The sequence below is a fragment of the Brevundimonas sp. FV1ye29L genome (assembly GCF_058681095.1).
The window spans coordinates 2307336-2319748 of the sequence record NZ_CM178730.1 but is presented as its reverse complement, the minus strand read 5'-3'; the positions used below and the strand labels follow the sequence as shown (position 1 = coordinate 2319748).

Sequence of the window (12413 nt, the reverse complement as noted above, 5' to 3'; positions counted from 1 at the left end):
TCTAGACGCGGCGTCGTGGAACATTCCTCCACGTGTCGAAGAAATTCAGCCTCGCGACAGAAGAATTTCGTCGTCTCGGGCCGTGGCGCGCAAATTCAGGCTGATCGCGGCGGCCCTGGCAAAGGCTGCCGGGTCATCCACGCTGAACAGGCCTGTGATCCGGAGATCAGCGACCGAGGCGTCGGCCAACCGGATCCGTCGGTCGCTGAAGCGCGCGAACTCCATCGCCGCCCGCGACAGGGGATCGTCCTGGAAGGCCACCATCCGGTCCCGCCAGGCGAGAGCCCGGTCGGCCAGTACGCCATCCACGGCGGTTGGCGCCGCAGGGGTGTCCTGATCCAGCAGAACCGCCATACGCGGACCCAGACGCCCGGCCGGCTGGCCCGGAGCGTGGATTTGCAGCGCGGCGTCAAAGGCGGTCACCGCCACCGGGGTCTGTTCCAGACGGCGCACCAGGAACCGGCCGCCCTGGGTCACGATACGAGCCCCCGCGGCCATAACGACGAATGGACGGGCATGCTCGGAGGCCACGGCAAACAGGGCTTCGCCCTGGGTCAGGATAATGTCGCGCGAGGCGCGGCCGAAACGCACACTGGCCCGGGACTGGGTATTCAGCATCATACTGGACCCGTCATCCAGCCTGACCGTGCGGATCTCGCCCTTGCGCGTTTCGAACTGCTGGGAACGACGCCATTGCGCCGCGAACAGTCCGGCGCCGCCGACCGACAAGACCCCGGCCGACGCGGCGATGACCGCCCGACGATTCATAGGGGCCGTCTCGACCAGCGTTTGGCGCGACGGGTCGCCGGTCGCCAGGCCGGAGGCGCGCAGGGTGTGGACGGCCACGGCTCGCGCCTTTGCATAGGCGCCCAGTCGCCGGGCGTCTCCGTCCAGCCAGTCGTCCAGCGCCGCCTGATCGACGGGGGACAACGGGCCGCGATCAAGCCGGGCCGCCCAGAGGGCCGCCTTGTGCTCAATCTCCCGTGCCGTCTCCGTAGCCATGCGCGTTTCGCCGCCTGTTTTTTTCCGCCCTGTCGATCCTTGACGCGATCACCGCATCATATCCGCCATCGGCATAGGCCGCCATCAACAGTCGGATGGCTTTGGCGATGTGCTTCTCGACGGTGCTTTCGGGTATGCCGGTCTGTTGTGACACTTCTTTCTGGGCCAGGCCTGAGACCCTGCTCAGGACAAAGATACTGCGGGTCTTTTCCGGCAGGCGCGCCAGCATCGCGGCCAGCAGGCGCAGTTCGTTGCGGCCGGACAGGGTGTCCTCGGGAGTGATTTCGTCGATGCCTTCATACAGCGCATCCGCGTCAGCCACAGAGGCGAGAGAGATCACGCTCTTGCGCCGCAGCCGCCCGGCGACCACCGAATGCGCTGTGCGGAAAAAATAGGCCCGGATATTCAGGATCTGGCTCACGTCCCGGACGCACACCAGCTTGGCGTAAGCCTCCTGGATGATGTCGTCGATATCGTCGGGGAGGTGCCGCCCGCGCCGCAACCAGCCCCGAACGGCGGGTTCATGCGGCATCACATGAGTCGCAAGCCAGGCCGCCCGGTTGTCTGTAACCCTGCCGCTCATATTCTCCATTGACGGACCATGCATGACCCTGTGAGGGGTCACAAGAGTTCGAAGCCGCCACTCCCGTAGCTGGTGCGGGCTGGACCGGCAGGGCAAGGCGGGCTGTTGACCGGTCCTCAACCTCTGCGCTGCTCGCCCCGGGCGGATTTCGGCGATTGCCAATCGGGCCCTGGCCCGCTTCACTGGCGGGAGTTCGGGGGAGGTCAATGGACAGGACGGGCAAGCCGGGGGCGGACCTCGCCGACGATGTGCTGGGGATTGGCCGGCGTGACCTGACGACCGCCAGAGATCTGGTGTTGCGCCCGCGTGCGGTGCTCCAGGCCTGGATGGATCTGGGGGCGGAGGGCGGCGGCGCCTATGCCCGGCCATTGCGCCTCTACCTGGCGCTCAACGCCATATTGATGCTCATCCTCTTTTTGCGTGGTGGCGCGGGATACCTTCTCGAGGACCTGCCTGTCGGCCTGATGAACCCGCTTCTGGAGAGGTCCGGCAAGTCCAGGGATGCCTTCATCGCAGACGCCGACGGCTGGATGACCCTGGTCATGGTGCCGCTCCTGTCGCTGTTTTACGCCCTGGCTGCGGCTCCGCTGTTTCGCCTGTGGGACAGGAGCGATCTGGGCTGGCGGCGGGGATTCCGGGCCGCCTTTGGCTGGCTTTGCGCCTGGACGGTGCTGATCCTCCCGCTGACCTGGTGGGGCTATGACAAGGGATCTGTCGCAGGCCTGGTGGCGGCGGCGATCATGATTCTCGGCATCGTCGCATTCATCCGGATGGGACGGGACCGATGGTTCAGATCAACTCCGGGCGGCCTGGGCAAGGGGATCTTGCTGATGCTCTGCATCCAGGTCGCCGGATTGGCCGGCGGGGCCCTGGTCGTCGGTGTCGGCCTTCTGGGCGCAGTGGCGGCCCCGTGACCGGCTCCGAGGCGCGCCCGGAGGGGGCGGGCCCGTCGTGTGTCCTGACGGGGCTGTATCAGCGATCCGTGTCGGTGGTTTCGGCCCCACTGGAGGATCCGGCTTCATGCCTCGTGTTCAGTCGACGCACCGCCAGGGCGCCGGCGAGGAAGACCGCCCCGACGGCAAGGAAGGAGGCGGCGCGGACAACGCCCTCCAGTCGCGCCAGATCGAAGATCAGGACCTTGGCCGCTGTGATCGCCAGCAAGGCGAGTCCGGCCCAGCGGACGGTCGCCTCCCGGCGCGCCGTGCCCAGGCTGAGGGTCGCCAGGCCGTAGACCGCCCAGAGGGCAGAGAAGGTCCAGGTCTCCAGCCCGCCGGCGGGCGCGGGTTCGCTCATCGCTCCGCCGTGGAACATCCAGCGGATCATCAGGGACATCAGGACGAAAAGCACGCCGACCACGCCGACCATCGCCGCCTTGCCGAACGCGCCCGGAGCCCGTGTGAGACCGGCGAAGGCGCCGGCGCCTGCCCCATAGAGGCCGAACAGCAGGAGGGCGGCGGCCGGGGTGGCCAGTGGGGTCTGAAGCGGACCCCACCACGGGCTCGCATAGACGCCGAATACCCAGACGCTCCCGGCCAGGGCGGTCCAGCCCAGGACGGGCGTCGCCTGCTGCAACCACGGGGCGCGGTCCCAAGCGGCCGCGATCCGGTCTGAACGCAGCAGCCGCACGGTCAGCAGGGCGAGGACCGCGTAGGCGCAGGCCTCGGCGCGGCCGATGGTCCAGCCGCTCATGTCCTCGCCCTGGAACAGGTGCCTCAGGACCATCAGGACCCAGAGGAGGGCGAACAGGGCCCCGGCCGATCTCCAGGCACGGGTCCATTCGTCCCCGGGGCGCCGGCGCCAGGCGGCGGCGGCGAGCAGAACGGCGGGCGCGAGGAACGGCAGGACGAGGGTGTTGACGACGGGCAGGCCGGCCGGGGGGGCTCCGGCGCCCCACCACGGATTCCAGATCAGGCCCTGGATCAGGAGCCCGTGGACGATCCCGGCCCCGATGACGATGATCGTCCGCCAGCGCGCAATCAGGCCGTCGTCCGGACGCTGGCGAACGGTCAACAGCAGACCGGCGGACAACAGGATCAGGGTGCGCAGCGCCCCTTCAACGAGGACGCCGGAGCCGGGGCTGCCTGCGGTTCCGGCCAGCGTCACATGCAAGCCGATAAACGCGCCGGCCAGCAGGACCGCCAGCGCCGTTGCGCCCTGGGCCTCCGCCTCGTTGCGATTGGGGGCGCGCGGGGACGACGTCAACCGGGCGGCGAGGAAGAGCAGGGCCGAGGCCGCGACCGAAACGCCGAGCGCTCCGGACAGGGGCAGCCCGCCGTTGAGCGCGGCGCTGATGAACCCGGGCTGCAGCACGGTGGTCAGGGCCGCCAGGCCCCCGACGACACTGGCCGGAGCCAGCCCTCGCCAGGGCAAACGTCCGGCGCCGACCGCCAGCAGCAGGCCGGCGACCGCGAAGGCAAGCGGTTCGAGATGTGCGGGGGTCGCCCCATGGATGGACAGGAAGGCCAGTTCGGCTGCGGCGGCCAGCCACAGGCCCAGTCCCCTGTCTGTCGCCGGATGTTCAACGCGGCGCGCGATCAGGCCCGCTGCGGCGAACAGCGCCGTGGCCAGGACGGCGGCCGGCGCCCAGGCCATCGCGGCGCCGGTCTGGTCAAGCACAAGCCATGACAGGCTGGCGAGCGCGGCGACGCCCACGCCGCCCACGCCCAGCAGGGTCGTCCGCGCCCCGGCCGGGGATCGCAGCGCCGACAGGAGGGCCGTCAGCGGGATCAGGGCCGCCAGCGCATGGATCCAGGGCAGCTGGGCCGCCAGCCGGGGATTCTGTCCATGGACGGCGAGGGTAAGCACCGACGCGGCCGTCGCCATGGCCACCGGCGCGGCGAAGGCTTCAGGCCTGGCCAGTCCGAGCATCGCCATCGCAGCACCGGCCGCGATCAGGAAGCCGGCGACAAGGGCCGCCTGCGGCAGGGGGGCGACCCCGGACAGGTCGCCAAGCCAGAGGTTGGCCGAGACCAGAGTGGTCAGGATCAGGGCGGCGGCGGGCTGCCGCGCAAATATCATGGCCCCCGGGTCTGCCGGATCGTCCTGGCCCCGGCGACGTCGCCAGAGGACCCCGGCCATCGGTCCGACCACCGACAGGACCAGCAGGGCCGCCCCGCCCCCGAACGGCGCCATCAGGCTCCAGACCAGCAGGCCGCCGATCGTCGCGAAGCCGGTGCGACCCCATCGCCGGGCGGCGCTGAGGCCGAAGCCGGTCGCGCCGATGAGCAGGGCGTAGGCGTGAAGGGCGAGGGCAGGCCAGTGGTCGATTCCCGTCGCCGCAGGGGTGACGACCGCCCCGACAATGGCCAGCAGGGCAAGGGGCTCGCCGTGACGCAGGGACAGGCCGAGCAGACCCAGGGATATGGCCGCGCCGAGAGCCGCCGCCGCGACGAACGGCAGCATGTCATAGAGCGCGTAGGCCGCCCAGACCGCGCCATACAGGGTGACCGCGCCGGCGCCGGCGGCGACAGCCGCCGCGAGCAGATGTCGTCCCCCCGGCGCCCGCGTCTGGCGCAGGATCCACTCGCTGGCGGCGATCATCAGACCGCCCAGGACGATAGCGGCGGCGATGCGCAGGGGCGGCGTGAATACCCCTTTCTGGGCGGCATAGGCGACGAGCAACAGGCCGCCGAGCGCCAGGCCGCCGCCGCCGATCCAGGCGAGCCCGTTTTCAGCCAGCCAGGTCGAAACGGACGCCCAGGTCATCGGCTTCGGGGAGCGTGGCGGCGAAGGGGGCGGGGGCACAGCCCGGGGGCCGGAAAGGCCCACAGGCAGGTCGTCCGGCGTCCGGAGGGGAGGCGGAGGCGAAACCGGCGCGGACGGAGCCTCCGCCACCAAATCCGTTTCCGGCGTCGACGGTTCCGACACAATGTCGCGGGCGGGTACAGGCGTATGCGCCGCCACGGTCGTCGGGACGGGCGCAGCAGTCGAGGCGGGCGCTGCCTGTCGAGCAGGATCGGTCACAAGCCGGCGCAACACATCGGCAAACAGGATCGACTCGTCCAGTCTGGCTTCCAGCCGCTTCAGCGCGACGTGCTGACGCCAGATGAAGACCCCGAGCGCGAGGGTCAGAAACCAGATCATCTCGTCCGCCCCCCTGCAACACACGTCGACCACACCGCAGGGCGCGATGTCGGCACAAGACAGCGATCGCGGCGCAGCGGTGTATCAAGCTCTACGCCGCCCGGCGGCCTGGTGTTGACCGTCGAGAGACCGTTCCGCATCAGACCAGACCGTCGGACCTGGCGGACGGGCTCCGGGCGGAGCGCAGGGCGAGGGCTTTCGCCCTGCACCAGCGCCCTGTCAACGTCGTTTGGCCCAGACAGCCGCGATCGCCAGACACAGTATGGCTCCGACCCCGGGGATGGCCGTCATCAGGACCGCGAGGCCTCCATTGTCGTCGTCGCGAAAGTCAAACCACCCGAGAACAGCGCCAAGGATCAGACTTCCGAGACCCAGCGAAACCTTGGAGATGGCGGTGAACACCGCATAGGCCAGACCTTCGCGTCCTCGTCCAGCCGTAGCGACGACCTCGCTGAATGCCGCCCACTGAACCATGCCCACGCCGCCGTTGCCGAGGCCAAACACAAAGGCCGCGCCGGCCAATGCGGGGGGGTGCGATCGGGCCAGCAACCAGAACGCCGAGAGGGCGACAAGCTGGAGCGCTGCAGCCACCGCGAGCGTCGTGATCCGCGAGTAGCGGGCGCACAGGTTGGACCAGAGCGGCTGGCCCAGGATGATGCCCGCCGCCATGGCCGTCACGATGACGCCGCCCCAGGTGGGTGAGCGCAGAGCGAATGCAGCGAAAAAGGGCTCGACCTTTGAAAAAATGGGCGTCGCCAGGGACGTCACGACCATGAGACCGAGCAGAAGCCAGAACAGCCGTGGCGGTCGCTCCGGCTTGCGCAGACCTGGGGTCGGCGGCGCGGATGATCGACCCTGCGGACCTCGGGACAGGGTGCGCGCCAGAAGGCCCGCGCTCGCGATGGCGGGAACGGCTATGGCGACCGCCAGCGTCACATAGAGCATCGCGCCCTCGACACCGCGCCCTGCGATCAGGGGGCCGACCGAGAGCGCCACCAGCAGGGTCGCCGCCCCGCTGAACCAGATGCGGGTGGAGGCGACGCGGTCACGACCGGCGGCGTCGTCAGTGGCCAGGGCCATCAGGGCGTTCTGCGGCAGGTCGTAGACCGCATAGGCCAGTCTGAAGACCAGGCCGGCGCCGAGGGCATAGGCGAACCGGGCGCCCTCGGGAATCCAGAAGCCGAGGAACACACCGGTGAACGCCAGGGCGCAGCAGATCGAACCCACGAACTGGAGGCGGGCCGCCCTGTCTGTATTCGAAAGCCTGTCCGCGAACCGTCCGCCCACCAGAAGGTCGATCCCCGCGCTGACCAGCAGGCCGACGGCGAGCACCACCCCCATTCGCGAGGCGGGGAGTCCGACCAGTTCGGTCAGGTAGAAGGCGAACAGCAGTTCTGAGCCATACCAGAACAGGCTCTTGCCCAGATGGGCGAACCCATAGACCGCCGTCGCCCGCCAGCCGTCTGACCTGCCCAGGGCGATGACCATTCCTCCCGTTTGATCCCGACCTCCTCCTATACAGAGGGATTAAGACGCGGAGATTTCGATGCGTATGGCCGCCGGGGGGAGCGGTAGCCGGGCCGGCCGGCCGCATCGCGAAGCCGAAAGTCGGCGGAGCCGCGTCGGTCAAAGGTGCGGCCCGTCCGCCAGCGCCGGGCCGAGATCGGGGCCAGGGTCAGACTGTCAACCCGCCCACGCCCCCGTCAGCCGTCGATCATTGGCGACCGCTCGCCTTGAGGTAGTCGATGAGCCGTCCGGGCTCGTCGGTCTGGATGACATTGGCGCCCAGGTCGATCAGTCGGCCCCAATGGGCGTCGGGCGCGATCAGGGCGTCGGCATCCACATGGCCGGCTGCGTGGCGCGGCTCCAGAGTATTGACCCAGACACGTGCGCCGCGGGCCCGCAGCCCCGGTGCGCCGAGCCGGAAATAGTCCTCGGTATCGAAGGTGACCTCGAAAGCAGGCAGCCGTCTTGCATAGCGGTCGGGCGTGGTGACCAGGGAGGTTCCATCGACCTCGCGCAGGATCGGCATGAACAACAGGTCGCGACCGTCCAGCACCTGGCGAAGCGCCCGGTCCTCCGGCGGGGCGGCGCTCTTGAACAGGGCGTGATCGACCAGACCGAGGCGTTCAAGCTCCCGCACCGCCTGGAGATTGACCTCTCCCTTGGCGTCGACATTGACGAGGACGCCTCCCCGCGCCGCCAGCATGGCCTCGGCGAAGGTCGGCGGCGCCGCGTCGGTCAAGGGGGCCCCGGGACCGCCGGCCCCGGCCCTGAGCCGGAGGGCCCTGATCTGGGCCAGAGTCAGATCGGCCACCCGGCCGTGGCCGTCCGTGGTGCGATCCACCGTCTGGTCGTGCATCAGGATCAACTGGCCGTCTGCGGTGCGCTGGACGTCCAGTTCGACCATGTCCACGGCCAGCCGCCGGCAGGCCCGGACGGCGGCGATCGAGTTCTCGGCCGTCTCCTTCCAGCAGGCCCGATGGGCGACGACCATGACCGGGCCGTCGCCGTCCAGGAAGCGCGCCCGCAGATCGGCGATGCGGGTTTCGCCGACGGCGGCCGACGGTCGTTGGACGGCGTGCGGTTCGCCCGCCGCGCAGCCGGCCAATCCAAGCAGGGCGGCGAAGAGGATCGGCCCGGAGCGCCGGAGTGCGCGCCGGAGCGTGTGTCCAGGGATCATCTCGCCCATCAATATTTGAAGGTGAAGCCGACGAAACAGGCGGCGCCATAGTCGGCCTCCACCATCGGCAGTTCCTGGTCCCAGCCGATCCACTCGGTACGGCCTTCGCCCGTGATGTTTGAGGCGGTGAACGAGGCGGTCCAGTTGTCGCTCAGCCGATACCGGGCCTTGAAAGCCAGGGACCGGGTCTCGCCGTCAAACCGGTTGCGGAAGGCCGAGGTGGTGTTGAGTCGTTCCGAGAGCCGTTCTCCCGCGTAGTTGTAGGCCAGCCGGGCTGAGAGGGGGCCCCGGTCATAGGACAGCGCCAGATTGTAGGTCGTCTGCGGCTGGCCGATCATGGTTTTCAGTTCGACCTCTGAGCCGTCGTTCATCAGCTGTTTGAAGTTGGTGTCCAACAGGGTGAGGTTTGCGGTCGCCGTGAATCCATTCAGGACCTGCGGCAGCAGATCGTCCAGTTCCTGGATCAGATTCAGTTCGACGCCATGGATGTCCACGGGGCTGCCGGCGTTCCGAGGCTGCGTGACCTGGGCCTCGACCTGGCGTCCGTCGAGGTCGATCATCATCCGGTCGACCGAGGTGAAGAACTCGTTCTCGACGCGTTTGTAGAACAGGCTGGCCGACAGCAGATTGCGACCCCGGCCCGGGTACCAGTCAATCGCCAGATCGAGATTGTCGGCGCGGCGCGGCAGCAGGTCGGGGTTGGACCGCCTCAGCCTGACATCGGAGCCGTCCTCGGTCAGGCGTTCGCCGACCGGCGCAATGGCGTTGAACGGGACCCGGCCAATGGATTTCGAATAGGCCGAACGCAGCTTGATCGTGTCGGTCAGATTGTAGCCGAGATTGATGGAGGGCAGCAGATCCTGGAAGCCGCCGGAGTTCCCGACGCCCTCCCAGACGTTGGCCACCAGTCTCTGGCCCCGTCCATCCGTGCGGGTGTCCTCGTAACGGGCGCCGAGGTTGAGGCTCCAGACGGCGTCGCTATAGGCCAACAGGCCGTAGGCGTTCCACACCGTCTCCTCGAGGCTGTAGTCTAGGTTGTTGTCGTCAGTCGTCATCGGATCCAGCCGCCATTGGGCCGGATTGGCGGCCAGATGGGCGTCGAACGCGGTCCGGGCCAGACCCGTGTCGATCGCCACCATGCACTGGCCGGCGCCGGCCCCCGGTGGGCGTAGACAGAGGTCGGTACGGAGAACGCCCGCCGCCAGAAGGTTGTAGGTATTGCCCGCGAGCGGCAGATAGCGGTCGCGGCTTTCGTCGAAGGCGCGCTCGATCCGGCGCACCCCGGCCCCGACCTCAAACCGCCAGCCGGCGCCCAGGGCGCCCAGCTCGCGGCCGAAATCGACCCTGGCCTCATACAGGTCCTCGTTCAGCTCGCGATTGTCGAACTGGCGGCGATAGGGCGCATAGGCCGCATAGTTGTTGAAGGCTGCGGGATTGAGCGGCGTGAAGACGAAATGATCGCCGACCTGCTGATAGGCGAAGGCGGCGGCCGCGCCGTTCTGGCGCCATTCCGCCCAGTTTTCCGGATTGTCGAAATAGGAACCTGAGTAGTTGAGGCGCCAGGACAGGTCCCCGCCCGCTGAGCCGTGATCGCCGCCTGCGGTCAAGGCCCAGACCGACCGTTCGAAGTCGAACTGTCCCAGATTTTCCTGGATCGACAGACCCGATGCGCCGCGCAGTTCACCGCTGGTCGCGGTCTGGTTGGTCAGGCTTCCCCCGCCGCTGTGCGTCAGAAGGTCAGTCTGGCGCGCCTCATTGTCGGTGGCGGTGTTCCAGAAGCCGCGGACGAACAGATAGTCGTCATCGGACGGACGGTATTCCAGCTTGGCGCCGCCGCCATACCGGGTCCGGTCATTGTGGTAGTAGAACCAGCGCCGTTCCCCGGGAACGGCGACGCCGGTGCCCGGATAGACGCCCGTATTCGTGCCCGGCTGGCCGGCGCTGGCCCCCGCCGCGGTGTAGAAATAGCGTGAGCTGCCGTATTCAGCCTGACCCGAATAGGAGTCACGCTTGTAGTAGTTGCCAAACAGGACGAGGCCGAATTGATCGGCGTCACCGAACGTTCTGATGTAGCGGGCGTCGAAGGTTCCCGACGGACCTGACCCCTCGAAGCCCTCATTGTTTTCGTACTGGCCGATCTGGGCGGACACGTTCAGGTCCCGACTGCGCCGGTCAAAGGCGCTGGCCGTGCGAATGTCGATGACGCCGCCGATCGCGCCGCCTTCCAGATCGGGCGTGAAGGTCTTGTAGACGTCGATCCGGTCGGCCAGGGAGGCAGGCATCACGTCCATGAACACGCGACGGCCGTTGCGATCGGGCACCGCGATCGAAACGCCGTCGACCAGGGTGTAGTTGTAGTTGGCATTCAGGGCCCGGACCGTGACGAAGCGGGCTTCGCCCTGGTCGTTCTGGACCGCGACGCCGGGGAGCCGTTGCAGGGCCTCGCCGATGTTGAAATCGGGCAGCCGGCCCACATCGTCCGAGGTGACGGAATCGGTGACCTGAAGGTTGTCGCGGCGTTCGGCGATGGCCTTGCGGTTCTGCAGACGCACGCCTGTGACAACGATCTCTTCGACCTCACTGGCGTCCTGTAGAGCGGCCGAGGCGCTGTCCTGGGCGAATGCAGGCGCAGCCGTCGCGCCGGTGAGGCACATCGCGAGAATCACACGCCGTGACACCGTACACCTGAACTGTTTCATCGGACCCCATATGCCCCGCAGTTTCACGCACAATGCGTGAATAATATTACCAGCGAGGCCCCATGACGTGTCATATGAACACATAATATGTATCTTTGACGACGAAGGTGGTCTATTTCACAAGTCACACGTAACGAATGACGCGAAGCGGCGATCTGGAGCGGCGAGGACTTGCGAATTTCCCCCAAAAAGGACGGCGTGGCCGGCTCCGGCGCCGCCATCTCACTCACCCAGAGTGAGCGCGAGCTTCTGGGCCTGTTGTTTCGGCTGGGCCCGCAGACCCAGGGGGCTCTCGCTGAAAGCACCGGCCTGACCCAGCAATCGGTGTCCCGGCTGATCGCGGGCCTGCAGCAGGCGGGCGTTCTGGTGGTCGGCGACAAGGCCGCCGCCGGCCGACGGGGCTACCCCAGCAGCGCAGCGGCCCTCAACCCCGGCCACGCCCGCTCGGCCGGACTGTCGATCATGGCGGATGCGGTCAGTCTGTGCGTCTGCGACTTCGCCGGCAAGGTTCTGGGCGAGTTCTCCGAACGGCTGCCATCCATGACGATCGACAGGGTTATGGACTGGACGCGGACCGGGCTGGCCGGGTTGGCAGGGCCTGACCTGGGCGATCTCGTCGGCCTGGGCGTCGGCATCTCCGGGTCCTTCATCGGCGTCCGGCCGGGTTTCAACACGCCCTTTGCGCTGAACGAATGGGCCGACCGCGATCTGGAGACCCTGTTCGCCGAACGGCTGGGCCTGCCGACCGAGGCGGACAATGACGGCAATGTCGCCGCCCTGGGCGAGAGCCTGCTGGGCGTCGGCCGCTGGGCGCCCAGTTTCGCCTATCTCTATATCGCCACCGGGGTGGGCGGGGGCATGGTGCTGAACGGCCAGGTCTGGCGGGGTCGCCACGGCAATGCCGGCGAGTTCGCGGGCGGTCTGCCGACCAACATCTATCCGTTCCCGACGCTGGAGCTGTTGCGTCAGCTGACGGCGAAACACGGCGTCGCGTTCGAGACGGTCAGCGAGATGGTCGCCCACTATGACGACTCCTGGCCGTCGATTGACGACTGGCTGGCGCGGGTCCGGGATTCGTTCTCGATCATCGCCTCGAACGCCACCGCCATCCTGGACCTGGACGCCGTGGTCCTGGGCGGGCTGATCCCACGGCCCCTGGCCGAGCGGGTCGTCCAGGTCGTCGAGCTGTATGATCAGAAGCGTCGCATGGTTCCCCGGCCGGTCGCAAGGATCGTCCCCGCCGAGGCGCCCGGCGACGTGACCGCGTTCGGCGCGGCCCTGATGCCCTTGCAGACGGCCTTCTTTGCGCCCCCCGCCCTGGCCCGGGGGGGCGCGGCGCCCGGTCGATAGACGTCAGGGCGCG

Annotated in this window: 8 protein-coding genes; 2 read left to right on the top strand and 6 right to left on the bottom strand. The window is 68.3% G+C overall.

What is annotated here, in order from left to right:
* Window positions 1-45: 45 nt before the first annotated feature.
* Window positions 46-1002, bottom strand: coding sequence for a FecR family protein (locus tag ACW17W_RS11375; protein WP_492076992.1), 957 nt, complete (start codon window positions 1000-1002; stop codon window positions 46-48).
* Window positions 974-1585: an RNA polymerase sigma factor gene (locus ACW17W_RS11370; RefSeq protein ID WP_492076990.1), complete on the bottom strand. Its 612-nt coding sequence runs from the start codon at window positions 1583-1585 to the stop codon at window positions 974-976. Before ACW17W_RS11370 ends, ACW17W_RS11375 begins: the two co-directional genes overlap by 29 nt.
* 206 nt (window positions 1586-1791) lie before the next feature.
* Here ACW17W_RS11370 and ACW17W_RS11365 point away from each other — a divergent pair, with 206 nt between their 5' ends.
* On the top strand, window positions 1792-2499 hold the full coding sequence (locus ACW17W_RS11365) for a hypothetical protein (RefSeq protein ID WP_492076988.1): 708 nt from the start codon (window positions 1792-1794) through the stop codon (window positions 2497-2499).
* 58 nt (window positions 2500-2557) lie between these two features.
* Here ACW17W_RS11365 and ACW17W_RS11360 read toward each other — a convergent pair whose 3' ends face one another.
* From ACW17W_RS11360 to ACW17W_RS11345, 4 genes are all read right to left on the bottom strand, one after another.
* Entirely contained in the window at window positions 2558-5668 is a 3111-nt protein-coding gene (locus tag ACW17W_RS11360; protein ID WP_492076987.1) for a DUF2339 domain-containing protein, read from the bottom strand.
* Between the two features lie 219 nt (window positions 5669-5887).
* Window positions 5888-7156, bottom strand: coding sequence for an MFS transporter (locus ACW17W_RS11355; RefSeq protein ID WP_492076986.1), 1269 nt, complete (start codon window positions 7154-7156; stop codon window positions 5888-5890).
* A 226-nt stretch (window positions 7157-7382) separates the two neighbouring features.
* Window positions 7383-8351 (bottom strand): glycerophosphodiester phosphodiesterase family protein, encoded by a 969-nt coding sequence (locus ACW17W_RS11350; protein WP_492076984.1) that lies wholly within the window; start codon window positions 8349-8351, stop codon window positions 7383-7385.
* Between the two features lie 8 nt (window positions 8352-8359).
* On the bottom strand, window positions 8360-11005 hold the full coding sequence (locus ACW17W_RS11345) for a TonB-dependent receptor (RefSeq protein ID WP_492076983.1): 2646 nt from the start codon (window positions 11003-11005) through the stop codon (window positions 8360-8362).
* A 216-nt stretch (window positions 11006-11221) separates the two neighbouring features.
* Between ACW17W_RS11345 and ACW17W_RS11340 the strand changes: the two genes are divergently transcribed.
* Complete coding sequence (locus ACW17W_RS11340; RefSeq protein WP_492076982.1) at window positions 11222-12400, top strand: ROK family transcriptional regulator; 1179 nt, start codon at window positions 11222-11224, stop codon at window positions 12398-12400.
* Window positions 12401-12413 lie beyond the last annotated feature (13 nt).

Excerpts from the sequence above, each read along its gene's own strand:
- ACW17W_RS11350 (WP_492076984.1), bottom strand. The coding sequence starts at position 8,351 with ATGATCCCTGGACACACGCTCCGGCGCGCACTCCGGCGCTCCGGGCCG.
- ACW17W_RS11345 (WP_492076983.1), bottom strand. The coding sequence starts at position 11,005 with ATGTGCCTCACCGGCGCGACGGCTGCGCCTGCATTCGCCCAGGACAGC.
- ACW17W_RS11375 (WP_492076992.1), bottom strand. The coding sequence starts at position 1,002 with ATGGCTACGGAGACGGCACGGGAGATTGAGCACAAGGCGGCCCTCTGG.
- ACW17W_RS11360 (WP_492076987.1), bottom strand. The coding sequence starts at position 5,668 with ATGATCTGGTTTCTGACCCTCGCGCTCGGGGTCTTCATCTGGCGTCAG.
- ACW17W_RS11365 (WP_492076988.1), top strand. The coding sequence starts at position 1,792 with ATGGACAGGACGGGCAAGCCGGGGGCGGACCTCGCCGACGATGTGCTG.
- ACW17W_RS11370 (WP_492076990.1), bottom strand. The coding sequence starts at position 1,585 with ATGAGCGGCAGGGTTACAGACAACCGGGCGGCCTGGCTTGCGACTCAT.
- ACW17W_RS11355 (WP_492076986.1), bottom strand. The coding sequence starts at position 7,156 with ATGGTCATCGCCCTGGGCAGGTCAGACGGCTGGCGGGCGACGGCGGTC.